21 protein-coding genes and 1 pseudogene are annotated in these 23106 nt (G+C 64.7%); 13 read left to right on the forward strand and 9 right to left on the reverse strand.

The annotated features are described in order from the left end of the window. Window positions 1-51 precede the first annotated feature (51 nt). From BLS42_RS06470 to BLS42_RS06485, 4 genes are all read left to right on the forward strand, one after another. Complete coding sequence (locus BLS42_RS06470) at window positions 52-972, forward strand: AEC family transporter (protein WP_090578285.1); 921 nt, start codon at window positions 52-54, stop codon at window positions 970-972. Between the two features lie 101 nt (window positions 973-1073). Continuing rightward, on the forward strand, window positions 1074-2201 hold the full coding sequence (locus tag BLS42_RS06475; protein ID WP_090578288.1) for an L-talarate/galactarate dehydratase: 1128 nt from the start codon (window positions 1074-1076) through the stop codon (window positions 2199-2201). 10 nt (window positions 2202-2211) lie between these two features. After that, window positions 2212-2916 carry a FadR/GntR family transcriptional regulator gene (locus BLS42_RS06480; RefSeq protein WP_090578291.1) on the forward strand — a complete coding sequence of 235 codons (705 nt, stop codon included), beginning with the start codon at window positions 2212-2214 and terminating at the stop codon, window positions 2914-2916. Between the two features lie 172 nt (window positions 2917-3088). Then, window positions 3089-4441 carry an MFS transporter gene (locus BLS42_RS06485; protein ID WP_256336302.1) on the forward strand — a complete coding sequence of 451 codons (1353 nt, stop codon included), beginning with the start codon at window positions 3089-3091 and terminating at the stop codon, window positions 4439-4441. Between the two features lie 68 nt (window positions 4442-4509). Here the strand turns inward: BLS42_RS06485 and BLS42_RS19930 are convergent, their stop codons facing one another. Both BLS42_RS19930 and BLS42_RS06495 read right to left on the reverse strand, forming a co-directional pair. After that, complete coding sequence (locus tag BLS42_RS19930) at window positions 4510-4698, reverse strand: hypothetical protein (protein WP_143019155.1); 189 nt, start codon at window positions 4696-4698, stop codon at window positions 4510-4512. A gap of 573 nt (window positions 4699-5271) precedes the next feature. Further along, a complete protein-coding gene (locus tag BLS42_RS06495; RefSeq protein ID WP_090578294.1) occupies window positions 5272-5742 on the reverse strand; it encodes a MarR family winged helix-turn-helix transcriptional regulator in 471 nt (156 codons plus the stop codon). Between the two features lie 81 nt (window positions 5743-5823). On the opposite strand from BLS42_RS06495, the gene BLS42_RS06500 reads away from it, so the two are divergent. Then, window positions 5824-6534, forward strand: a complete 711-nt coding sequence (locus BLS42_RS06500) for a hypothetical protein (protein ID WP_090578297.1) — start codon at window positions 5824-5826, stop codon at window positions 6532-6534. Window positions 6535-6549: 15 nt separating this feature from the next. On the opposite strand, the gene BLS42_RS06505 is transcribed toward BLS42_RS06500, so the two are convergent. Then, window positions 6550-7317 carry an SDR family NAD(P)-dependent oxidoreductase gene (locus BLS42_RS06505; protein WP_090578300.1) on the reverse strand — a complete coding sequence of 256 codons (768 nt, stop codon included), beginning with the start codon at window positions 7315-7317 and terminating at the stop codon, window positions 6550-6552. Between the two features lie 163 nt (window positions 7318-7480). Here BLS42_RS06505 and BLS42_RS06510 point away from each other — a divergent pair, with 163 nt between their 5' ends. Continuing rightward, complete coding sequence (locus BLS42_RS06510) at window positions 7481-7840, forward strand: hypothetical protein (protein ID WP_090578304.1); 360 nt, start codon at window positions 7481-7483, stop codon at window positions 7838-7840. A 202-nt stretch (window positions 7841-8042) separates the two neighbouring features. Here the strand turns inward: BLS42_RS06510 and BLS42_RS06515 are convergent, their stop codons facing one another. After that, the gene (locus BLS42_RS06515; RefSeq protein ID WP_090578307.1) at window positions 8043-8423 is read right to left on the reverse strand and encodes a DUF7793 family protein; all 381 of its coding nucleotides are present in this window, start codon (window positions 8421-8423) and stop codon (window positions 8043-8045) included. A 164-nt stretch (window positions 8424-8587) separates the two neighbouring features. Between BLS42_RS06515 and BLS42_RS06520 the strand changes: the two genes are divergently transcribed. After that, the gene (locus BLS42_RS06520; RefSeq protein WP_090578310.1) at window positions 8588-8890 is read left to right on the forward strand and encodes a DUF4193 domain-containing protein; all 303 of its coding nucleotides are present in this window, start codon (window positions 8588-8590) and stop codon (window positions 8888-8890) included. A gap of 513 nt (window positions 8891-9403) precedes the next feature. Beyond that, window positions 9404-11047: a M1 family metallopeptidase gene (locus BLS42_RS06525; RefSeq protein ID WP_256336304.1), complete on the forward strand. Its 1644-nt coding sequence runs from the start codon at window positions 9404-9406 to the stop codon at window positions 11045-11047. A 9-nt stretch (window positions 11048-11056) separates the two neighbouring features. Here the strand turns inward: BLS42_RS06525 and ggt are convergent, their stop codons facing one another. The 4 genes and pseudogenes from ggt to BLS42_RS06545 form a co-directional block, all read right to left on the reverse strand. Then, on the reverse strand, window positions 11057-12877 hold the full coding sequence (ggt, locus tag BLS42_RS06530) for a gamma-glutamyltransferase (RefSeq protein WP_371129526.1): 1821 nt from the start codon (window positions 12875-12877) through the stop codon (window positions 11057-11059). 77 nt (window positions 12878-12954) lie between these two features. Further along, entirely contained in the window at window positions 12955-13392 is a 438-nt protein-coding gene (locus BLS42_RS20770) for an IS1096 element passenger TnpR family protein (protein ID WP_090578316.1), read from the reverse strand. A 34-nt stretch (window positions 13393-13426) separates the two neighbouring features. Then, a pseudogene (locus BLS42_RS20775) lies at window positions 13427-13600 on the reverse strand (plasmid pRiA4b ORF-3 family protein); the annotation flags it as partial. Between the two features lie 122 nt (window positions 13601-13722). Next, window positions 13723-15192 (reverse strand): putative Ig domain-containing protein, encoded by a 1470-nt coding sequence (locus BLS42_RS06545; RefSeq protein ID WP_256336306.1) that lies wholly within the window; start codon window positions 15190-15192, stop codon window positions 13723-13725. An 804-nt stretch (window positions 15193-15996) separates the two neighbouring features. On the opposite strand from BLS42_RS06545, the gene BLS42_RS20160 reads away from it, so the two are divergent. After that, a complete protein-coding gene (locus BLS42_RS20160) occupies window positions 15997-16716 on the forward strand; it encodes a hypothetical protein (protein ID WP_176803230.1) in 720 nt (239 codons plus the stop codon). A gap of 15 nt (window positions 16717-16731) precedes the next feature. Here BLS42_RS20160 and BLS42_RS06555 read toward each other — a convergent pair whose 3' ends face one another. Continuing rightward, window positions 16732-17871: an ROK family protein gene (locus BLS42_RS06555; protein ID WP_090578322.1), complete on the reverse strand. Its 1140-nt coding sequence runs from the start codon at window positions 17869-17871 to the stop codon at window positions 16732-16734. Window positions 17872-18147: 276 nt separating this feature from the next. Between BLS42_RS06555 and BLS42_RS06560 the strand changes: the two genes are divergently transcribed. The 4 genes from BLS42_RS06560 (at window position 18148) to BLS42_RS06575 (ending at window position 23105) form a co-directional block, all read left to right on the forward strand. After that, window positions 18148-19860, forward strand: coding sequence for a glycoside hydrolase family 13 protein (locus tag BLS42_RS06560; protein WP_090578324.1), 1713 nt, complete (start codon window positions 18148-18150; stop codon window positions 19858-19860). Between the two features lie 87 nt (window positions 19861-19947). After that, entirely contained in the window at window positions 19948-21237 is a 1290-nt protein-coding gene (locus BLS42_RS06565) for an extracellular solute-binding protein (protein WP_090578327.1), read from the forward strand. A 153-nt stretch (window positions 21238-21390) separates the two neighbouring features. Continuing rightward, window positions 21391-22215: a carbohydrate ABC transporter permease gene (locus tag BLS42_RS06570; protein WP_143019156.1), complete on the forward strand. Its 825-nt coding sequence runs from the start codon at window positions 21391-21393 to the stop codon at window positions 22213-22215. After that, window positions 22212-23105, forward strand: coding sequence for a carbohydrate ABC transporter permease (locus tag BLS42_RS06575; RefSeq protein ID WP_090578331.1), 894 nt, complete (start codon window positions 22212-22214; stop codon window positions 23103-23105). The genes BLS42_RS06570 and BLS42_RS06575 overlap by 4 nt, the downstream gene beginning before the upstream one ends. Window position 23106 lies beyond the last annotated feature (1 nt).

Below are 23106 nucleotides of genomic sequence, written 5' to 3' on the forward strand. Positions count from 1 at the left end.
ACCCCACCTCCGGCTCCCTTGGCGGCAGGCACATGACACGAAGGACCACACTTGGGCGGCGTTCTCACCGGCATACTGATTGTCGCCTCCGTCATCGCCGTCGGATATCTCGCGGCCCGGCTGCGGATCCTCGGACCGGAAGTCCAGGGCGCCCTGACCCGCACCGCCTACTACGTCACCAACCCGGCGCTGTTGTTCACGGTGGTGGCCGGAAGCGATATCCGCGCCGCGCTCGGAACTGATGCCCCGCTGGCGCTGCTCTCCGCGGCGGCAGTGGGGCTGCTCTATTCGCTGCTGAGTTTCCTGTTCTTCCGCCGGCCGGTGGCGGAGACAGCCGTCGGCGCGATGGCCAGCAGCTACGCGAACGCCAACAACATCGGGATTCCCGTCTCCCTCTACGCTGTGGGAACGGCCCAGCACGTGGCTCCCGTCCTGTTGGCGCAGATCCTCGTCCTCGCACCGGTCTATTTGACCGTACTGGGCCTCGCCTCGGGGTCGAAGATCTCCTGGCAGAGACTGCTGCTCCAGCCGTTCGCCAACCCCATGATCATCGCCTCCGGCCTGGGCGCAGTCATCGCAGTGACCGGCTGGACAGTTCCAGAACTGCTGCTGAAACCCGTCGACATGCTCGCCGGCGGCGCCGTCCCCATGGTGCTGCTGGCCTTCGGACTATCCCTGGCAGGCAGGGCCCCGCTGCAAAAGGGCGACGGGCGCACCGAATCGCTCGTCGCCACCTCCCTGAAGATCGCCGGCATGCCCGTGATCGTCTGGGCCCTGGGCCGCTTCGTCTTCGGCCTCGAGGGGCAGCATCTGCTGGCCATCGTGATCATGGGGGCGCTGCCCACAGCCCAGAATGTCTTCCTCTTCGCATCCCCGTACCGCCGCGGCGTGATCGTGGCCCGGGACGTCATCCTGTGCACGACTCTGCTCTGCGCAGGCTCCTTGCTGGTCATCGCCTGGCTGCTTGGCTGATTGCGGCGAACCACGGAAACCGACACTTGTTATACAAGTAAGTTACTTGTAACCTAAGTTGAGCGGGGCGGAGTTGCCTCGCAGGAACTTCAGGGAGAACCATGACCAGCGTTGATCTCATCCGCCACGTAAAGCTGTCCACGGCGAGGCTTCCGCTCGCCGTTCCGATCAGCGACGCGAAAGTGTTCACCGGACGCCAGAAGCCCATGACCGAGGTCGTGTTCCTATTCGCCGAAATCACCACTGAACAGGGACACAGCGGAATCGGCTTCAGCTACTCCAAGCGCGCAGGCGGCCCGGCCCAGTACGCGCACGCCAAGGAAGTCGCCGAAGGCATCATCGGTGAAGACCCCAACGACATCGGCAAGCTCTACACCAAGCTGCTGTGGGCCGGGGCCTCCGTCGGCCGCTCCGGCGTGGCCACCCAGGCGTTGGCCGCAATCGACATCGCGCTTTACGATCTCAAGGCCAAGCGCGCCGGCCTGCCGCTGGCCAAGTTCCTGGGCTCCTACCGGGACTCAGTCCAGACCTACAACACCTCGGGCGGCTTCCTGAACGCCACCCTGGACGAGGTCAAGGCCCGCGCCACCGTCCTCCTGGACGAAGGCATCGGCGGCATCAAGATCAAGGTCGGCCTGCCGGACACCGCCGAGGACCTGCGCCGCGTCGCCGGCATCCGCGAGCACATCGGCTGGGACGTTCCCCTTATGGTCGACGCCAACCAGCAGTGGGACCGCGCAACCGCCCTGCGGATGGGCCGCCGGCTGGAGGAATTCAACCTCGTCTGGATCGAGGAACCGCTCGACGCCTACGACTTCGAAGGCCACGCGGACCTCGCCCGCGCCCTGGACACCCCTATCGCCACGGGCGAAATGCTGGCCTCGGTCGCGGAGCACAAGGGACTGATCAACGCCAACGGCTGCGACATCATCCAGCCCGATGCGCCGCGCGTCGGAGGCATCACCCAGTTCCTGCGCCTCGCCGCCCTGGCCGACGAGCGCGGGCTCGGCCTCGCCCCGCACTTCGCCATGGAAATCCACCTCCACCTCGCCGCCGCCTACCCGCGCGAACCGTGGGTAGAGCACTTCGACTGGCTCGATCCGCTCTTCAACGAGCGCCTCGAAACCAAGAACGGCCGCATGCTGGTCCCGGACCGCCCCGGGCTCGGCATCTCCCTCAGCGAGCAGGCCCGCGCCTGGACCACAGAGTCAGTGGAATTCGGCAAGTAACCTTGAAGCCATGACCCGAAACCTGACCGCGGACCTCGCAAGCGATCTTCGCCGCCGCATCGTCGACGGCGATATTCAGCCGGGCGCGAAGCTGCCCAGCGAAAACACCCTGATCAGCGAATTCGGCGTCAGCCGGACCGTCGTCCGCTCTGCCCTGACCCGGCTGCAGGCTGAGGGACTAGTGGAAACCGAACGAGGGCGGGGCAGCTTCGCGCTGACCCCGCCACCGGACGGACAGCAGCAATCCGCCGGGAGCCGCCCCGTGGCCAGCCTGGAAGACCGCCTGTGGCAGATAGAGTTCCGCATCGCAGTGGAGTCCGAGGCCGCCGCCCTCGCCGCCCGAAACCACACAGACCGGCAGTTGAAGGCTGTGCAGAAGGCCTTTGCCGAGTTCACGGACAGCGCCGCGCACCCCGCACACGCCATGAAAGCTGACTACGAGTTCCACCGGGCCATTGCCGCAGCCTCAGGAAATCCCTTCTACTCCGACTGCCTCGCATCCCTGGGGCAGACCATGATCGCGATGCCCCGCGCCCGCCTAGTGGGCGGGGGCGAGCACGATGCGCGCGAGCACTTCGATCAGGTGGTGCAGGAGCACCAATCAATCGTCGCCGCCATCGCGGAGGGCGACGGCCCGTCGTCGTCGGCGGCAATGCGCAGCCATTTGGCAAACTCCCGACGCCGGCTGCGTGCAGCCGCTCCCGGCAGCGGCTGACCCTGGCCTCTGGCCCCAGCGGAGACATCCAGTCCCTCAAGGTATCCAGCGATGCAAATTATGTGTTGGACGGGCATTACCGCCGCCGAATAAGGTGAAGAATCGCTGTGGTGAGGGCCACATCAACTGCCCGCCCCGGCCGACCAGCTTCGCCAATTCAAAGGAAATCTCCATGCAGTCTGTAGACAACGCTGTCACGGACGTGGTCTTTGCCACGAAAAAGTTCTTCAAGCGGGTGCTGCCCATCATGCTCGTCATGTTGGTCTGCAACCAGCTCAACCGGTCCAACATCGGCTACGCCCAGGAGCACCTGCAGGCCGACGTCGGCATCGGCGCTGCCGCCTACGGTTTCGGGGCCGGGCTGTTCTTCATCGCGTACGCAATCTTCGAACTGCCCAGCAATGTGATGATGGAGAAGTACGGTGCCAAGGTCTGGCTGGCCCGGATCATGGTCAGCTGGGGCATCGTCTCCTTCCTGATGGTATTTGTGCAGAACGAGACCATGTTCTACGCCTTGCGGTTCCTGCTGGGCGCCGCGGAAGCCGGGTTCTTCCCCGCCGTCATCTTCTACTTCGCCCGCTGGGTGCCCGCCGGGCAGCGGGGCAAGGCAACGGCGATCTTCATCGCCGGCTCCTCGGTTGCCGCCGCGCTCTCCGGCCCGATCGCCGGAATGCTGCTCAGCCTCCACGACGTCCTGGGGCTCCGCGGCTGGCAGTGGCTCTTCGGCTTCGAAGGATTGATGTCCGTGGTTGTCGGCATCGCCGTGTTCTTCGTCCTTGACGCCAAAATCGAGGACGCCAAATGGCTGACGGCGGGCGAAAAGTTTGCTCTCACCGCGGCCATTTCGGAGGAGGACGCCCAGCACGCCACCGCCACGACCGGGAATATCAACCGCTGGAAGATGCTCTTGAACCCGCAGATTCTCCTTCTCTGCGGCATCTACTTCGCCGTGCAGCTCTCCATCTACGCCAACACGTTCTGGCTGCCCAGCATCGTCAAGCAGATCCCCGGGACCACGGACCTGAGCGTTGGATTCCTCTCCGCCATCCCCTGGGTCTGCGCCGTGATCGCCATGTATTTCGCCGCCAAGTGGCAGGACAAAGCCAAATCCAAGCGGCCCCTGCTCGTGGCTGCGCTCCTGGTCGCCGCCGTCGGCACCCTCGCGGCCGCCGTCGCCACCCCCGTACTGGCTCTGGTGTTCCTGGCCATCGCTGCCATGGGATTCAAGAGCGCGTCACCGCTGTTCTGGACCATCCCCCAGTCAGGCCTGCACCCCGTCATCCTGGCGCCGGCCATCGCCATCATCAACTCCCTGGGCAACCTCGGCGGCTTCGTGGCCCCGTTCGGATTCGGCATCATCAAGGAACAGACCGGCAGCGTCATCCCGGGGCTCTTCGCCCTCGCCGCGGCATCAACAATCGCCGCCGCGCTGGTCTACTTCCTCAAGGAGCGCAAGACCGAAACCGCAGCGGCGCCCGTGGCTGCGCCTGAGGAGGCGTCGCCGTACGTCGTGACCGCCAAATAGTTCCGGACGCTAAAAAGCAAGGCAGGCACCCTAAGGGGCGCCTGCCTTTCCGTCGCCCCATCCCGCCCTCAGTCTCTCTTGCGTGCTTCCTGCAGGTGCCGGTCGAGCTTTTCTTCCGCTTCGCGGCGGCGCTGACCGACAATGCGAAGCTGCTGAGTGATCGGATTTCCGTAGCCATCAACGTCGCGGTGGTGCGTGCCCTTCACACGCTCGGGGCCGGAGGGCAAGGTCACCCGCGATTCAGTATTTTCGCCCATACCGGGATGATCCCACAGTGCCCGCCGGCTGAAAAGGACTGGGGTTCCCCCGAGAAATATTCCGTGCAGACGACTTCGGAAACTGACACAGAAGGGAGTGTTCCCGTGCGCTGCAATCGGGCAGACAATACCCATAGGAGGAAGAATGCCAGGCAATATCGGAGACGACCAACGGGCCGCGGACCTCGTCATTGTCCCCGACGTTGTGGGGGCACCCTTCCTCCACGCGCGGGAAATAGCGCAAGCCGCCGGCTTGACTCTGGCGAATCCTGACCCGGATGGGCCACCCATCGGCGCGATCGCATGGCCCAAGAACCCAACCGTTCAGAGACAGTCTCCCCCGCCAGGTAGCGTCTTGTACCAGTTCGACTCCCTCCGAATATGGCTGCGCTCGGATCTCGAGCCGGACATGGCTCGGAAACTCGAGAATCCGCCACCTTCGATTGACTGGGATCACGCCACCCCGGAACGCCCGGCCCAATCCGTCGAGCTCAGCAGCGACAGCCCGCCGGAAGAAACGTCCCCTTGAAAGTTGGCGCTCAACTCACAGCCCGGTCAGTCTCCGTGTGGCCTTTACTCCAGGGTCGTGTCCCGATGAACGTCCGCGTCGAGAGCGTGGGCGCGGGCCAACGTGGCCAGCAGGCTCCCCAACTGCGCAGCCTGTTCACCGGTGAGCGGGGCCAGGAGCTCGGCTTCATGCCGTTCGGCTATCCCACGCAGTTGTCCCAGCACCTTCATGCCCTCGGCCGTCAGCCGAAGCTCGTAGTTCCGCCGGTCGGTAAGGCTGCGCACGCGAGCGACCAGGCCGCGCGCTTCCAGCGAGTCGATGAGTGGAACAACCCGGCTCGGCACCGCGCCCAGGCGGTCGGCCAGGGACCGCTGGCTCAGCCCGGGGGTGCGGCCCAGCAGGCGGAGGACGCCCGCATCGCTCGGTGTCAGCCCGAGCTCGCGGGTGCGCTCGGCGAAGCGTGCCGATGCCAGCGCTCCGAGCTGGGAGAGCAGGAAAGCTGTTCGCTTAGACCGCGACGGATCCGGTGAGTCCATGCCCCAATATTACGCTATTGACAGAATCATTCAATGCGTGAATCATTTTAGTTGTGACGTAATTATCGGAAAGAAGCGATCATGACTGACCTATCCCCCCACCACACCTTTCCAACGACACGTTCCGGCGGCCCCAACCCGGGCATCCTGGCGGCCGTGAGCCTGGGACTCACGGTCGGCGGCCTGCTCAGCAGCGCTGTCCTCACCGGCGGCCAGACCTTCGTCTCGCCGTTTGCTCCTGCCGGCCAGGTCGCCGCCTATTTCCACGGAAACCCCGATGCCGTCCGGCTCGCCAGCTTGTTCCAATTCGCTTCAGCGGTCCCGCTGGGCATCTTCGCGGCCACGGTTTACGCCCGGCAGCTCCGACTCGGCGTGCGCGTCCCCGGGCCCGCCATCGGTTTCTTTGGCGGCATCACCGCCTCGGTGGTCCTCATGCTCTCGGCCTCCGTAGGGTGGGTCCTGAGCCGCCCGGAAATCACCACCGACGTGACGCTGACCCACGCGCTGTCGTTTCTCGCGTTCATCACCGGCGGCGTCGCCTACGTGGTCGGCCTGGGGCTCCTCGTAGCCGGAATCGCCGTCCCGGCCCTCATCCTGCGCTTCGTGCCGCGCTGGCTGGCGTGGGCCGGCCTCGTCATCGCTGCCTTGGCCGAGCTGAGCTTCTTCTCCATGGTGATCGAACCGCTCCAGTTCCTGCTGCCCATCGGGCGGTTCGGCGGACTCCTCTGGCTTGTCGCGGTCGGATTCCTGTTGCCGCGCAGCCGTGCCGCAGCGAATCGACAGGAACCCTGAGCGTCCGCCTGATCCTCAGAAAAGCTTTATGCCCGTAAGTTCGGCGAGTTTCTCGGTGAGCCTGTCCTGAAAGTTCGTATCGGTGACCTCCGGTGCCGGCGTCCGCATCCTTCGGTGGTACCAGTAGTTGCCGGAGACCAGGGCGGTTGGATTATTGCTGACGGCGAGCCAGCTCTGGGTGTCATGGCCCATGGCCAGGTCGTCAGGGGCCCCGGCGCCGCCCATCTTGGTGGGTACCCATCCGGGATCAACGGCGTTGCTGAGCACGTGTGGCCAGTGACGGGCGATGGAGGCGGAGAGCGCGGTCACGTGGAGCTTGCTCTCGGAGTAGGCCTCGCTGGCATTCCAGCGCCGTTCGGTCCAATCGATGTCCTGGAGGTTGCCGCTGGCCCCGCGGTGCATGCCGCTGCTGACGTAGATCAGGCGGCCGGGCCGTTCGATCAGCGAGGTGAGCAGGTAGGGTGCGAGAACATTGACGGCCAGGGTGCGGGAGTGCCCCTCCGGAGTCGCGACGCGCCCCGGAGCGAGGTAGACGCCGGCGTTATGGATGATGGCGTCCATCCGCCCGTGCGCGTTGACCTGTTCGGCGAGGTCCCGGGTCTCGGAAGCGCTGCTGAGGTCACCAACGACGACGCCGGCCGCTTGCGGAGCGAAGTCATCCAGGGCCGCCGCGCGTGCCCTGGTGCGGGCGTGCAGCAGAACCTCGTGGCCCTCGTTCAACAGCGTCCGGGCGGTGGCCAGGCCAAGTCCGTCGGTCGAGCCAGTGATGAAAATGCGGGCCATGGTGATGGTCCCCTTCGTGGTTTTGGGCGCCTCCCGGCTACCTCACACCACGTGCCCAAATCGACACGCGGATTCCTGAAAGGTTTCGCTAATTTCCCTCCCCGGCGATGCCGCCGGGCCGTGCCTGATCCGCGCGGCCATAGTGCACTCTCTCAGTGGGGCGATGATGCAGGAGGGGTTGGCGGGCACCTGGGCGGCCCGCGGGAGCGCGCCCAGCACCTGGCTTCGAAGGCTGCGTGGGCGCTTCGACTCCCGCCGCTTCCTCTTGGACGAGTATCAGATCGGGTCGGCGGCCCCGGGCAGCTTCCTCCCGGAGAGCGATCAGGAGTTCCGCCAGCGCAACTTCCGGCCGGCCCGGGTTGGCCTGCAGCAAGCGACACAGCCGATCCCGGGCGCCGGCCTGTCCCGGCGAAGAATCGGACATTACGGCGGCGATGATCTCGGCGGCCTGCAGGCGTATCCCCCGTACCTTGCTGTCCTCCGGCGTGCCTCCGCACGGGTCCGCGGGCGGATCCTCCTGTGAGTGTTTCAGACGGGACGACAACTCAATAAACATTGGCCATTCCTTTGTTCCCGTTCCGGCAGGGCCCGGAACCGGCCACGATCCCTAAGCCCTGCATACAAATCCTGGAACAAATGGGGCGAAAGACCGTCCAGCCACTTTACGACGGGCAAGACCGGCCTGTCTCGGATCGAGCGCGAATCCTTCCCAAATCTTGCCCTTCCTAGTCGCGGCTCCTGATGACTTCCTTCAGCCATGTAATTGCGGCGGTCCTGGAGGTAAAGAACTCGTGCGGGTATTTGGTCTCCCGGCTCGTGGCGGAAGCAATGACCCTGTCGACCGTGCTGGACCCGAGGACCGCGATGGCCACCACGCCGGCACTTTGTGCGAACTGGTATCGGGCCGCCGCGCTGAACACGACGTCGGTCATTTCAGATAGCATCGGCATCGGCGACCCGCCGCTGATACGTTCCACAGCAAGCATGGCGTCCCGGGCGTCGTCGGCGTCCACAAATGAACCGGGCCGCCAGACGCTCTCCAGTATCCCGGCGTTGACGCTGAGAGCGTTCTTCCCGTCAGCGGCGTCGATTCGTCCCGGCATCATGCCGTTGATCCTAGGCCTGAACTGCGGTGGCGCCCTGCACCGCGCCCACGGCGTGACCCACCAACCCGCGCCGGCGTTCATCCAGCCCACGGCTGCGGAACAACCGCGGGGTGCTATACGTTGCACTGAGCCTAGTCAACCCTCGAGAAATGAGAACAAGCCACGTGGCAACCGACTACGACGAAGTCCGTTCCGACGTCAAGGAAACCCAGGACAAATCCCTGGAGGCGCTGCAGTCCGCGAACGCACCGGACGCCCGCAGCGTTGTCCAGGAACTCGACGAGGCCGACGGGCTGGACGGGGCCGGTGTCCCGGGCGGCGAGTTCATCGCCGAAGAGCTGACCGTTCAGGTCATCCCGCAGGCCGGTGACGAGTTCACCTGCTTCTCATGCTTCCTGGTCCGGCACCGCTCCCAGATCGCCCGGCAGAGTGGCGGCCATGCCTACTGCACGGACTGCGAAGGCTAAACCCGGAGGTTAAAAGCAGACGGACAGCAGAAGCACTCGCCAGTATCTTCCGCGCCCTGCGCAAGATCGACAACCTGACTTCCGCCACCTGAATCGCCTTCTGGTCTCGTCGACCTGAAAGCTTCTGAACGACTCGAGAAGCCGGCGGCGGACAAGAACCAGTTTGGGTGCCAAGGTTTTCCAAAGTTGCTGTGGGGATTATGGGCAGCATTCCACAACTGTGTTGGGGGCGTGGTCATGATTTCCCAGACCGAGGTCGTTTTTGTTCGGGCATCGAGTCGACGCCATTTCAGGCGAGCGAGACGGTCACCGCCCCATGGGCTCCGATCGCCGCGCCGGTCCCATGGGTGCGAACTCCACGGACCACCTTCCTATCAGCTGCCTGCTCCGACATGATTTCGGATATGGCGGTGGAGTACTCGTGTGAGCCGACGGGCCGGATTTCCCGGCCTGCCCTGTCACCCCCTTTCGGCCCGGGAGCATCGGCCATGGGCCTCTTGGGGGTTGACGCTCATGACCATGAAAGGCCCCATGATGATCGGATACCAAAATCTCGGCCAACGAAACGAGGATCGGCTTCGAACGGACGGCGGGAGGAAGCCAACGATTGGGCAGCAGTTTCACTGGGCACTGCGTCGTACAACGATTGCCGTCGTGCTGGTGCTGGTCGCCAGTGTCGGCGCAATCAGCGGGACGGCGCAGGCCGCCCCCGCCAACGACGGGCCCCGCTACTCAGCGGGCGCTCCCGGCAGCGGCGACGAGTACTTCCCGTTCGCCGGCAACGGCGGGTATGACGTACTGCACTACGACCTCGCCCTCCGCTACACGCCGCCGACCAATCCCGCGGTGCTCGCAGGCCGCCTCAGCGGCGTCGCGACCATCACCGTCCGTGCAAAGCAGAACCTGCAGTCGCTCAACTTCGACCTGCGCGGCCTCGGCGTCACGTCGGTCCAAGTAGACGGCAAGGACGCCAAATGGTCCCAGGTGCAAGACGACGCGAACCGCATCTGGGAACTCACGATCGGACTGCGGCCAAAGCTCAAGACGGGGCAGACGACGACGATCGTCGTCGAGTACGGCGGGATCACCGGCCAGCCGCTCGACACCACCGGGGCCCTCTACGGGTGGGTCACCACCGCTGACGGCGCGATGGTGGTCAACGAGCCCGAGGGTGCTGCGACCTGGTACCCGGTGAACGACGACCCCGAAGACAAGGCAACCTACACGTTCCGCATCACGGTGCCGGCCGGCAAGACGGCGGTGGCGAACGGGCTGCCCGTCGGCCGCCCGGCGACCAAGGCCGGGTGGACGACATGGAAGTGGAAGGCCTCTGACCCGATGGCCAGCTACCTGTCGACGGCGACCGTCGGCGACTTTGCCTTGTCCCACGACGTGGGTCCGCACGGGCTGCCGATCATCAACGCGATCGATTCGGGCGTGACGGGCGCGGCCCTGGCGCAGACGAAGGCATCACTAGCGCTGCAGCCGGAGATGATCACGTTCTTGGAGGGCCTGTTTCGGCGGTACCCCTTCGAGGCGTTCGGCGCGATTGTCGACGACGACTCGGTCGACTACGCACTGGAGACGCAGACGCGGCCGGTCTACTCGCAGGTCGCGGACGAATACACGGTGGTGCACGAACTCGGGCACCAGTGGTTCGGCGACGCGGTGAGCCCGTCCGATTGGAAGGACGTCTGGCTGAACGAGGGCTGGGCGACGTACATCGAGTGGCTGTGGGCTGAGCACCAAGGCGTGGCGACGATGCCGCAGCAATTCGCAGATGCCGTGGCGTACCTCGATGCGAACAACCGCTGGGCGCTCAACATCGCTGACCCGGGCCGCGACAACCTGTTCGTGGGCCAGGTCTATGTCCGTGGTGCGGCTGCACTCCACGCGCTGCGCGCAAAGATTGGCGACGCGGCGTTCTTCGCGGGCTCCCGGTTGTGGCTGACCCGATACAACGACTCGACGGCGACGACGGAAGACTTCGAGGCCGTCATGGAAAGAGCCTCGGGTCAGCAGCTCGACGCCTTCTTCGACGACTGGCTGCGCGAGGGCGACCGCCCGGCGATGCCGGAGCTCTCAGCAGCGAAAGATTCCGTGACTCAGGGAACGGCCCGGCCTTCGGTTTCCCAGGAGGCGGCGGGGAGGAGATAGCTCCGCGCCCTACCGCGGCGACGGCTTGAGGGCCATCGCGGATCCGCCGCCGCGTCTCACGGGCTCGGCGGCGGCGACCATGCCGCCGTCGGGCAGGAATTCGATGGCGGTCGCGGCGCCGATCTCCGCTGCCGAGGTGAAGGCATCCCCCGACGGCGTGAACTGATGGCCAAAGGGTGTCAACTGGCTGCCGTACGCGGCGATGAACTCCGGCTCGGCCGTGACCTTGGCCGTGTTGCGTTGCGAGGCACGCGGTGCAGCGATCGCCTCGGAGATGGTCATGCCCAGATCCACCCGGTTCAGGATCGTCTGCAGGACGGTGGTGATGATGGTCGATCCGCCGGGCGAGCCGAGAGCGAGGAACGGCTCGCCGTCCTTGAGGATGATGGTCGGCGACATGGACGAGCGCGGGCGCTTCCCCGGCTCGATCCTGTTCGGGTCGGTCTCGTTATATACGGTCGAGAAGTCGGTCAACTCGTTGTTCAGCAGGAACCCGCGGCCGGGGACCACCATGCCGGATCCGCCGGTCTGTTCGATCGTGAGCGTGTAGTCGACCACGTTTCCCCACTTGTCCGCGACCGTCAGGTTGGTCGTCGAGATGTTCTCGGTGTCCTTCTCGTCGGCGGGCGCCACTGCGGCAGCCGGGCACGCGCCGTCGTACGAGGACACGTTCCCCGGCGCAACGGGCTTCGCTGCCGCGTGCAGCGGGTCGATCTGGCAGGCGCGCTCCTTACCGAACAGCGGGTCAGTGAGCGCGGCGGTGGGGACGCCGACAAAAGCGGGGTCGCCCACGTACTTGCCACGGTCCGCGAAAGCCAGCGCGCTCGCCTCTAGGTAGTGATGCAGGGCGCCGGGTTTGGACATCCCGGACAGGTTGGACGGCTCCAGGATGTTCAGCGCCTCGCCGACCGTGGTGCCGCCGCTGCTGGACGGCGCCATGCCGTAGACGTCCAGGTCGCGGTAGTCCACGTGTGTGGGCGCCTGATCCAGGGCGCGGTAGGCGGCGAGATCCGCCGTCGTCAGGTGGCCTGCCGGAACAGGCAGCTTTGTGCGGGCAGTTTTGGGCGGAGCCTGCACGGTGGCCGCGATCTCGGCCGCGAGCGGACCGCTGTAGAAGCCGCCCGTGCCCTCCTTGGCGAGGAGCCGGTAAGTCTCGGCGAGGTCGTGGTTTTGGAAGACACTGCCGACGGCGGGGGCGTCACCGCCCGGGAGATAAAGGTTGCTCGTTGAGGTGAACGCCTCGAACCGGAGCTTGTTGTCCAGGGTCTGCTGGCGGAACGTCTTATCGACCACGAACCCACGGGTCGCCACGTTAATGGCGGGCTTGAGGGCATCGCCGAGGCTCAACGTGCCCCACCGGTCAAGGGCACGCTCCCAGGTGGCCGGGGTGCCGGGAACGCCGACGGAGACGCCGCTCGTGACGAGTTCGGGCGTGAAATTGTAGGGCTTGCCGGTCACCGGGTCGATGAACGCGTCGTGCGGCATCGCTGCCGGTGCCGTCTCGCGGCCATCGATCGTGCCCACCTTGCCGGTCTTGGCATCGTAGAACACGAAGTATCCCCCACCGCCAATCCCGGCGCTGTAGGGCTCGGTCACCCCGAGGGTTGCGGCTGCGGCGACGGCTGCGTCCGCTGCGTTGCCGCCCTTGCGGAGTACCTCGATCGCCGCAGCCGACGCTTCGGGATCCACGGTGCTCACCGCGCCGCCGTACCCGGTGGCGGTCGAGGTCTTTCCCGTCTCCCGCGGATCGGCGAACGCTGGGCCGGCGACGGCGCCACCCGTCACGTTCAATGCCAGAGCCGCAGTGACGGCCACCAGCCCACGTGTCATATATGCCATGATCGCTCCCGAGTCCGTGTGATGCGTGTTGACAGTGATTGTCACGCTACTACGCCGGCCTGTGACACTCAACACCTGCGCCAACGGTCGTGGATGCCATTTCGGCACCCCTCAGTAGAGGTTCTGCCAGGTGCTCGTGGACGTCGTCCAGATCGAAAGCCTTTGAGTCCAGCGCGTCGCCCGGCAGCATTCCCAGCCACTCCCGGTACTCCTTGTGGTCCTGTGGTTGGGGTCGTTGACGGCCTGAACGATGTTTGCCCAGCCCCACGTGCCGCCGCCCTCCTCCGCCGGTGCCGCCCCGCGCGGCCCGCGCTGCCGCGCGGGAGCTGCGCGCCGTCGTCGTCCGCCAGAATTTTCTCCACCCTGATGCCGTGGACCCAGTTGTCGTCGAAATCGTAGGTGTAGGCCATGGTGCTGCCCACGGCCGGGAGCAGTTCGCCGACCGTCGCAGTCGCTTCGTCGCGGGATGCATCGCCGTAGATTTCGTCTTCGCCGGCAGGGTTCATCGGCGTGTACGCTGGGCCACGGAATCCCCCCGGTCTGGAACTCGTGCAGATGGTAGTCCAGCCAGCCGAACAGCGCCTGGATCACCTTGTGAAACTGTGGGAGCGGCAAGACGGCAGGCACGAGAACCCGCCGCCAGATGGGCGGCTTTGAGCCGTTGAGCATGATTTTCAGCTGCAGGATCGGCGAATCAGCCAGCGGCGCCGTCAGCGCGGTCCCTGTAGCTGCCGATGTCGCGCCAGTGCCCGAAGGACAGAATCCCGATCCGCTTCATAAGAACTCGCACCTTCTCATGAGCAGTCTGGCTTGGCGCCAGCCGGGCCGCCCGGGCGTTAGTTGTAGACGCGGATCCAGTCGACCTGCATCTGGCTTGGCAGGGTCGCGGTTCCGTCCGGGAACCAGTCCAGCTGGATTGTTTGGTGCATCCCGACCGTGGGCTGGTGCGCCGGATCTGTGTCGGTGAACCACTGCACGCCGTCGATGTATCCGGTGATCCCAGACGGGGTCCACTGAACCGCGTAGTTGTGCCACTGGGTCGTATCGATCGGCTGTGCCGTCTGTGTCTGGAAGTTCGAGCCGCTGCACGCGTAGTGCAGGAAGAACTTGATCCTGGACGTATCGGAAGTGCCTTCGGCGTAGTCAATCTCCGCACAGTTGGGAGACGTGTTGTTGTTCGGCCAGAGAATCAGGACTGGGTGGTATTTCGGATCCCGGGCACTGGTTCTCATCCGGACTTCCCAGCGTCCGTATTTCTGCTGGGCAAACTTGGCTGACATGCCGCCGGTGGTGCCGGCCGAGTCACCGCTGACGGTCACAACGCTGCCGTCCACAGACCAGGCGTTCGGACTCCGGATCCCGTTGCCCGCATGCCCGGGACTGTTGTAGACGCCCCACTTCAACGGATTCGGCGCGCCCGTGTAGGAAAACTCGTCCCCGGTAACTATCGGACCCCAGCCGAAAACGACGGCGGCCTGGGTACCGTCAGGCGACTGGGCGGAGTTCACCGTGATCGTGATCGAGGGCGTGACCGCGTCGGGGCTGACCCCGTTGGTCGCGGCGACCGTGAAGGTCGCCGTCCCCACCGTCGTCGGGGCGCCGGAGAGGACGCCGGTGGTGGTGTTCAGGCTCAGCCCGGCAGGCAGGGCACCGGAAGACACCCCGAAGGTCGGCGCCGGATTGCCCGTCGCGGCAAAGGTGTAGCTGTAAGCGGTGCCGACCGTGGCCGTCGTCGGAGGCGAGGACGCCGTGAACGCCGGTGCTGCCTGGGCCGCCTGGGCGGGCCGAATCTCGATCAGAGACAAATTCCACTTGTCTGTAGTGGGAGCGGTGTCATAGATTCTCACGGAAGATGGCGCTGTCGCTGTGCCGGGCACAGTTTGGCGTTGCGTCCAGAACGTATCACCGCTGCTGGCAAGGTACTCATCCACCTTGGTTTGTCCGATTCCGACGGTGCGGGGGGTGGCCCTACTCCAGTCATTTCCCACACCCCAGACCCAGGAGCCTGTGCGGGTTGTTGTGAGCGAAGCGGTGGGCGCTCCCGTGGGCCCGTTGGCTCCCCCGACCGCTCCGTCGCTGGCCGTGTCCGCGCCCGTGAAGGTGGCGACCGTGATGGAAGCCCGGTATGAACCTTTGTGTGTCGCCGTCACCCTTGCGTTCGTGAGGATGCCGCTGGACACGGCCTGCCAGACTTCGGCCGTCCCGAACTGAACGTTGGTCCGCTTACGCAGGCGCCAGGTGAGCCCGCCACCGGTGACTGATGTGAATTGCTGGGACCCGGTGGCTGCCGGACCATCAGCGGTCACAAATGCTACTAACAGTTCGTTGGGTTGGCTGGTTGTGAAGGCTGGCGAAACGACAATCCGAGAAGACGAGGACTGGTGCGTACTAACCACCTTGTCTGTCGCCAATCCGCCAGCAGCTTTGGCGGGAAGGGGGACCAAACTGAGACCGACAACTGTGGCGATAAGGACTAAGCGTGGAAATATCGGTCGCCGCATGGATTCCTCGCAAAGTCTTCATTGAAGTGAAATATGCCGTGACGGCCAAAAGTGACTGACTCGCAATGACCCAGAGGAGATGACCGCGCGGAGTTGTCGGCTAAGGCTGTCACAACCATGGTCGGCAAGTATGGCCCAGATTCTCGTACCAGTTCTTGCGATTTGGTGTGTGCCAGACAGAATCGGTGAATGCCGTTTTCGGTGACGGCGCCTTGAACTGGACTCAGTTAGCGCTGGTAGCGCACTGCTGGAATCTGAGGGCGGCCATTCGTCTGAAGCATTCGGGACAAAAGCCCTGACTGCGGCGTGATTGAGTTGTGCCGCCAAATTCATCCGGCCGGAATCACCGGCCCGGGATGCCCCATCGTAACGAGTCCGAAGCCGCAACAACCTGAGTGGCGGCTACCTGTTAAAGTCCGGTTCATACTCGTTAGAGCCCTCGCCTTACTCGCCGCGCATGTACTGAGCCATTTATTGAGGTCAACCTGTGTCCGAGCCAAGCGAAAGCTTTCACACTGCCACTACTTTCCCATCAGTCCGTGCCAGGGCCTCTCCGCAAGACAGACAACTTCATCAAATACTGTCGGTGCCTCCTGCGATGATTTGGGCATGGACAGCAGAGCAGCGTGGAGCGGGGACAGGGGTGCGGACAGCCGGGAGGCCGTGGAGGCCGTCGCCGCGTCCGTTGCTGTGCTTGCTGCCCTCACCGGCACCGGCGCGGATTCTGCTGCTCCGCCTTCCGCCGATCCTTTGCCTGACGCTGATCCGCTGCGGCGACAGGCGGACGATGCCCTGGACGGCCTCGCCGAGGTGGCCCGGCTGGAGGCCCGGACCGCCGCGCTGAAGGTGAAGCTCGCCGCCGACTACATGCACGCAACCAGCGCCCTGGCCGCGCCGGCCGCGTCCCCGCGGGACCGCGCCGCCCAGGCGACGGCTTTGGTCGCCGAGGTCGCCTGCGTCCTGACCGTCAGCGAACGCACCGCCGGGGCCCTGCTGTCCGAATCCCTGGCCCTGACCACGGCGCTGCCGCTGACCCTGGCCGCCCTGCAGGAGGCCTGCCGCAGATCCGGGACACCATCCGGACCCGGCGCTCACGGGGCACCCCGGCCAGGACCCCGGACCCGAACTGCCCCCGGACCCCTTCCCGGACTGGCACCAATTCACGGCCGCAGACTCGGACGATCCCGGCTGGCTAGAGCCCCTCGACGCCCCTTGCCCGGAATGCCTCCTGCTCCAATGTGCCTGATCGACTCGTTGCGGATGGACCTGCCCCTCCCGGACCTGATCACCTGCGCGCCGCGATCTCCACTCAGACTTTGCCACGAGTGAAAACCGGTGTCGTCATCATGCTGGCTGTTGCATGGCACCGATGGCGGCTCCCCTGGCCCAGTGTGTGTCGTCGACCTGGATTACCTCCAGAGGAGCCGCGCCCACATGCTTTTCCCTGTCATGCCTGCGACCTGCCTCGACAGCTTCCCGGGCTACTTCCACCAGCCCTACACCTTCACCGCTGAGGATGATTTTCTCCGGCATGGCCAAGGCGGAGGCTATGGTCAATAGCCTCCCCAATGCGAACCCGGCTTCGTCAACCAAGGTCTTGGCCGTGCCACCCATGGACGCGAGTTCTAGAAGTTGTGAATAGGTCACATGTTGATCCAGCGAGACAAATGCTCGCTTCTCCAAGCTGTGGTTGCTCAGCATGACATTGGCGCAACCACGGTGACCGATGTCGCACAGAGGTCCGAAGGGGTCCAGTGGAATGTGGCCCACAGGACCGAGCCCCGCGTTGGCGTCACTGATGAGCTGGTGGTTGACGACCAACCCGTAGCCGACGCCGACCCCGATCGTGAGGATGATCAGATTCGCTATTCCTTGGCCTGCTCCGAGCCAGTGCTCCACCAAGGTAAGGGCGTTGAGGTCGTTGCTGACGGTGACCGGCAGATTGGTGCGTTCGGCGAGCAGATCGCCGAATGGCACGTTTTCCCACTCCAGGAACGGGGCCCAGCCGACGACGCCGCCAGCCAACGCCTGGCCACCCAAACACACTCCAACGGCTGCAACTGGCTTCGGGGCGGAGGCCTCCAGCTTGCGTACTAGCTCGGCCACGAGATCGGCGACAGCATGGGGCTCCCGGACGTCGATCGATGTCTCGACCGCTGCAATGATGTCGGCTCGAAGGTTGACCAGCACAGCGTATGCGTTAGTGCCGGTGAGCTTGACTCCCACGAAGAAATGCCGGTCTGGAACGATTTCCAGCGGTTGAGTGGGGCGTCCGGTTGGTCCCATATGCCGCCCGGGACTTTCGATCAGTTCGCCGCCAACGAGCATCGGCTTGGTAACTCGGGTCAGGCTACCCGCCGAGAGTCCGAGCTTTTCGGCAAGAGCACTCCTGGAAAGAGGTCCGTCAACTAGCAACTGGTAGAGCACATCCCTGGCCGAACCGGGTTCTCCCAGCCAACTGGGGTGTACGGGGGTGGGCTGCACGCGATCGTCACCTCCTCGGGTCGTCTAGGTGCCTACTCAAGAATCTTTGCACGTTTTAGAGATTCTACCCCGGAAGTCTGAAAGGCCAAGGCGTTGTCACAATCGTTACTTGGGCCACATTAGAGCGGGGTATTGACAACTCGAACTTCTGTGACGAAACTTTCAGTGTCTTTCGCGCCAGCGCCGGCCAGCTTCACAGAGCACCGGGGACTCGCGCCTCCGACTTCGTTTTCGCCCAGCGCCGAGTGACAGCGCGAGACCTTGAGGATTCCCTGCATGACCGTCGAACACATAGAGCTCGCTCCCGCAATCACTGTTCCGAAGGATTGGTTTGCGTCTCAAGTGGTTTACCAGGTGTATCCGCGAAGTTTCGCCGACTCCAACGGGGACGGTGTCGGGGACCTCCGCGGCATCCTCAGCAAGCTGGACTACCTCCAGCGGCTGGGGGTCGACGTCGTCTGGCTCTCCCCGATCTACACCTCACCGCAGGACGACAACGGCTATGACATCAGCGACTACCGCAACGTGGACCCGATCTTCGGCACGCTGGCGGACCTTCAGGAGCTCACGGACGGGCTGCACGCCCGCGGCATGAAACTCGTCATGGACCTCGTGGTCAACCACACTTCCGACGAACACCCCTGGTTCATCGAGTCCCGGTCCTCCAAGGACAACCCGAAGCGCGACTGGTACTGGTGGCGGCAGCCGCGGCGCGGCGCCGAGCCGAACAACTGGGGCTCGGCGTTCTCCGGGCCCGCGTGGGAGTTCGACCAGGCCACCGGCGAGTACTACCTCCACCTCTTCTCCAAGAAGCAGCCGGACCTGAACTGGGAAAACCCTGAGGTCCGCGCGGCGGTCTACGAGATGATGAACTGGTGGCTGGACCGGGGCGTGGACGGCTTCCGGATGGATGTCATCAACTTCATCTCCAAGGACACGTCCCTCCCGGACGGGCCGGTCGCGGACGGCAAGCTCTTTGGCGACGGCGGCCCGCACTTCCTGTCCGGGCCCAGGATCCACGAGTTCCTGCACGAAATGAATCTGGAGGTTTTCGCCGGCCGGGACAATCCGCTGCTGACCGTCGGTGAGATGCCCGGCGTGACGGTGGAGGACGCCGTGCTGTTCACCGACCCCGCCCGGGCCGAGGTGGACATGGTGTTCCAGTTCGAGCACGTGGCGCTGGACCAGGAGGACGGCGACAAATGGCGGCCCAAAAAGCTGCAGCTTACCGATCTGAAGAAGTCCCTGGGACGCTGGCAGGAAGGGCTGGCCGAGACCGGCTGGAACAGCCTGTACTGGGGCAACCACGACCAGGCCCGCGCCGTGTCCCGCTTCGGTGACGACAGCCCGCAGTACCGCGAGCTCTCCGCCAAGATGCTCGCCGGGGTCCTGCACCTGCACCGGGGCACGCCCTACGTCTACCAGGGTGAGGAACTGGGCATGACCAACATGAGCTTCGGGGCCATCAGCGATTACCGCGACATCGAGGTCCTCAACCACCACCGCGAAGCCACCACGCACCTCGGCCACACCGACGCAGAGGTCCTCGCCGCCCTCGCGCCGCTGAACCGGGACAACGCACGCACCCCCGTGCAGTGGGAGGCCAGTCTTCATGGAGGCTTCACCACCGGCTCCCCGTGGATCGCCGTCAACCCCAACAGCAGCCACATCAACGCCGCTGCCCAGATCGACGATCCGGACTCGGTGTTCAGCTTCTACCGCAAGGTGATCGCGCTGCGGCATGCGGAACCGGTGGTCTCGCACGGGAACTTCACCATGCTGCTGCCCGACGACGCGAACGTCTACGCCTTCACAAGGTCAATCCCCGGCTCAACTCTGCTCGTGCTCGGCAACTTTTCCGGCGCTCAGCAGCACGTGACGCTCGACGAAGACTGGACGGGGGCCGAGCTGATCTTGGGCAACTATCCAAGCGACCCTTCACTCCGGCTCCGGCCCTGGGAACTCAAAGTCTTCCGCGCCGTCGATTAGCCCCAAACCGCCCACAGTCCAGCAATACCGTCATCGGATCACTCGCTTAACCGGGCACTGCCGCCCGAACCATGAAAGGTAAACACCATGAAACGAACCTTTGCGCTGCCGGTCGTCGCCCTTGCCGCGATCACCGGCCTGGCCGCCTGCGATACCGGCGGCGGCGGGGCGCAGTCCGCCCCGGTCCAGAAACTTTCCACCGGTGCGGCGGTGTCGGGAGAGATTACGTTCTGGCACGCCTACAGCGCCGCGGGCAGCGAGATCAAGGCCTTGGAAAAGACAATCATCCCCAACTTTGAGAAGCTCCACCCGGGCGTCAAGATCAAGCCCGTTCAGGTCCCCGACGCCGATATGCACCAGAAGCTCGTGACGGCCTCCGCGGCCGGCAGCCTGCCGGACGTGATCCGCGTCGACATCGTGACCGTTCCGGAGCTGGCCAAGATCGGCGTCCTGACGCCGCTCGACGAGGCGATGCCGGACTTCCAGGACTGGGCAAAGAAGATGTACCCCGGGCCCCTGGCGACCAACAAGTACAAGGACAAGTACTGGGGGTTGCCCTTGGACACCAACACAAAGGTTGTCCTGTACAACCAGGATGCGCTGAAGTCGGCGGGAATCTCCTCTGTCCCGAAGACGCTCGAGGAGCTCAAGGCTAATGCGGGCAAGGCTGGCGGCGGCAAGTTCATCCTGGCCGAAGGCGGCTCCGCAGCCTGGCAGATGCTTCCGTACATCTGGTCCAACGGCGGCGACATGACTGACCCCGGCGTGACGAAAGCCTCCGGCTACCTCAACGGCCCCAAGTCCGTGGCGGCCCTGCAAATGCTGGTTGACATGTATGGCCAAAAGACCATCCCGGGTAACGTCCTCGGCGGCAGCGGTGGTACTCCGACAGCCGACGGACTGGCGAAGGGAACCTACGCGAGCATCGTCGATGGTCCTTGGACCTTCCCCAACCTGGCCACCTCGTACCCGAAGTTCCAGGCCCAGACCTCACCGATGTACTCCGGTGAGGGTGGCAGCGTCAGCGTGGTCGGAGGCGAGGACATCGTGATGACCCAGCAGTCCAAGAACAAGGAACTGGCCGCCGAATTCATCCGCTACATGCTCTCCCCGGACGCACAAAAGGCCATGGGGCACGCGGGCCAGCTTTCGGCCGAGGCCGACATGGCTTCGGAGATGTCCGCCGTCGAGCCCTACTACGCCGCGTACCTTGAGCAATTGAAGACCGCCAAGCCGCGCCCGGCGACGCCGCAGTGGGCGAAGATCGACGACATCTTCACCAAGCAGGCCCAGCTGGCGTTCCAGGGCAAGCAGACCGTGCAGCAGGCCATGGACGCGGCGGCCGCCCAGATCGACCCGCTGCTGGCTCAGGGCTAACACGTGGCCATAGATTCCGTATCCGCAACGCCGGCGGTTGCGGCGCCCGCCCCGTCCCGGCCCTGCAAGCCGGGACGGGGCGGTGCGAGCCGCCGCCCCTCGCATTGGTGGGTGCCGTGGGCCTTCGCCGCCCCGGGCCTTATCCTCTTCGCAATGACCACCGGCTACCCGCTGATCAGGTCCCTGCAGATCAGTTTCTATAAATGGAGCGTCCTGCCCACGCAGGCCAGTACTTTCATCGGCGCGGACAACTATTTGCGGGCACTCGGCGATGCCCAATTCTGGACCAGTCTCGCCAACGCCGGGGTCTACCTGCTCATGACGGTGCCCGCCACGGTGGCGATCGGCTTGTTCTTCGCAATCCTGCTGCATGCGAAAATACCCGGACGCACAACGTTCCGCGTCTTGTTCTACATTCCCGTCGTGACCAGCTGGGTGGTGGTCTCGCTCCTCTTCAAGTTCCTGTTCACCACCGACGACGGGGCGATCAACTGGTTCCTCACGGACTTCCTCCATGTCACGCAGCAGGGGGTTCCCTGGCTTGAGCAGCGTTGGACGGCGCTGATCGCTGTGTCAGTGCTGGGCGTCTGGAAGAACCTCGGCTGGTGCCTGGTGGTTTTCCTCGCCGCGCTCGGGGGCGTCGGGGAGGAGCTGTACGAGGCGGCGTCGCTGGACGGAGCCAACGCCTGGCACAAGTTCGTCAACGTGACCCTGCCGGGCATCCGGGGCACATTGCTGTTCGTCACTGTCCTGCAAGTGATCGGGGCATTCAACGTTTTCCCATCGGTCCTCCTGATGACAAACGGCGGCCCAGCGGGAAGCACGGAAGTACCGCTGACCTATATGTACAAGCAGGCGTTCTCGTTCCTGGACTTCGGCTACGGCTCGGCGATGTCCTTCATCCTGGCGATCTTCATCTTTGTCGTCTCGTACCTCCAGTTCAAATTCCTCGGTGAGAAAAAGGAGATGGTGAAATGACCCGCACTGAGCTCATGACCCGCCGGGCCGACGCGAGCCAGCTTCAGCCGAGGGACGCGCCGGCGAGGCGACTGAATGTCTGGGCAATCCTCCGACTGGCCGCCGTCGTGGGCGGCGCGTTGATGATGATTGCGCCGTTCCTGATTATGGTTTCCACGTCCTTGGAACCAAACACGGCCACGCTTCCCAATCCGCCACATTTCCTGCCGCAAGGCGTGACCACGTCAAACTACGAGGAAGCCTGGAACGGGAACGATTTCGCCGGCTACTTCTTCAACTCCACCTACGTGTCGGTGCTAACCACGGTGGCCGTGGTCGTAATCTCTTCGCTGACCGCCTTTGCGTTCGCCCGCTTCGACTTTCCCGGTAAGAACTTCGTTTTCGCCGTGCTGCTCGCCGGCCTGATGATCCCGGGGATTGTGGTGATCGTTCCCCAGTTCGTGCTGGCCAAGAGCCTGGGCATGTTGGATTCCCTGGACGGGCTTGTGTTTTTCTACACGGCGGGCCAGATCGCCTTCACTACGTTCCTCCTGCGGGCATTCTTTGAACGCGTGCCCCGCGAGTTGGACGAAGCGATGACGGTCGACGGCGCGGGCATCATGCGGAAGTTCCTGGTTCTCTACGTGCCCCTCGCCCGCCCGGCGCTGGCAACTGCCGCAGTCTTTTCCTTTCTGGGGTCGTGGGACGAATACGTGTGGGCCCTGACCGTCATCAGCGACGCCAGCAAGCGCACGCTGCCGCTCGGCATTGCCGCCTTCCAGGGCGAACACGGAACGGCGTGGGGCCTGGTGTTCGCAGCCTCCACCATGGCCGTCCTGCCAGTCATCGCAGTCTACGTCGCGGGCCAGAAGCACCTCATCTCTGGCATCACGGCGGGCGCGGTGAAGTAGA

The sequence above is a fragment of the Arthrobacter sp. ov407 genome (assembly GCF_900102895.1).
Lineage (GTDB): Bacteria > Actinomycetota > Actinomycetes > Actinomycetales > Micrococcaceae > Arthrobacter.

What these genes read in the sequence shown, in the direction of transcription:
- BLS42_RS06475 (WP_090578288.1), top strand. Translation starts at nt 1,074, where the DNA reads ATGACCAGCGTTGATCTCATCCGCCACGTAAAGCTGTCCACGGCGAGG.
- BLS42_RS06480 (WP_090578291.1), top strand. Translation starts at nt 2,212, where the DNA reads ATGACCCGAAACCTGACCGCGGACCTCGCAAGCGATCTTCGCCGCCGC.
- BLS42_RS06485 (WP_256336302.1), top strand. Translation starts at nt 3,089, where the DNA reads ATGCAGTCTGTAGACAACGCTGTCACGGACGTGGTCTTTGCCACGAAA.
- BLS42_RS19930 (WP_143019155.1), bottom strand. Translation starts at nt 4,698, where the DNA reads ATGGGCGAAAATACTGAATCGCGGGTGACCTTGCCCTCCGGCCCCGAG.
- BLS42_RS06495 (WP_090578294.1), bottom strand. Translation starts at nt 5,742, where the DNA reads ATGGACTCACCGGATCCGTCGCGGTCTAAGCGAACAGCTTTCCTGCTC.
- BLS42_RS06500 (WP_090578297.1), top strand. Translation starts at nt 5,824, where the DNA reads ATGACTGACCTATCCCCCCACCACACCTTTCCAACGACACGTTCCGGC.
- BLS42_RS06505 (WP_090578300.1), bottom strand. Translation starts at nt 7,317, where the DNA reads ATGGCCCGCATTTTCATCACTGGCTCGACCGACGGACTTGGCCTGGCC.
- BLS42_RS06510 (WP_090578304.1), top strand. Translation starts at nt 7,481, where the DNA reads ATGATGCAGGAGGGGTTGGCGGGCACCTGGGCGGCCCGCGGGAGCGCG.
- BLS42_RS06515 (WP_090578307.1), bottom strand. Translation starts at nt 8,423, where the DNA reads ATGATGCCGGGACGAATCGACGCCGCTGACGGGAAGAACGCTCTCAGC.
- BLS42_RS06525 (WP_256336304.1), top strand. Translation starts at nt 9,404, where the DNA reads ATGACCATGAAAGGCCCCATGATGATCGGATACCAAAATCTCGGCCAA.
- ggt (WP_371129526.1), bottom strand. Translation starts at nt 12,877, where the DNA reads ATGACACGTGGGCTGGTGGCCGTCACTGCGGCTCTGGCATTGAACGTG.
- BLS42_RS20770 (WP_090578316.1), bottom strand. Translation starts at nt 13,392, where the DNA reads ATGAACCCTGCCGGCGAAGACGAAATCTACGGCGATGCATCCCGCGAC.
- BLS42_RS20160 (WP_176803230.1), top strand. Translation starts at nt 15,997, where the DNA reads ATGGACAGCAGAGCAGCGTGGAGCGGGGACAGGGGTGCGGACAGCCGG.
- BLS42_RS06560 (WP_090578324.1), top strand. Translation starts at nt 18,148, where the DNA reads ATGACCGTCGAACACATAGAGCTCGCTCCCGCAATCACTGTTCCGAAG.
- BLS42_RS06565 (WP_090578327.1), top strand. Translation starts at nt 19,948, where the DNA reads ATGAAACGAACCTTTGCGCTGCCGGTCGTCGCCCTTGCCGCGATCACC.
- BLS42_RS06570 (WP_143019156.1), top strand. Translation starts at nt 21,391, where the DNA reads ATGACCACCGGCTACCCGCTGATCAGGTCCCTGCAGATCAGTTTCTAT.
- BLS42_RS06575 (WP_090578331.1), top strand. Translation starts at nt 22,212, where the DNA reads ATGACCCGCACTGAGCTCATGACCCGCCGGGCCGACGCGAGCCAGCTT.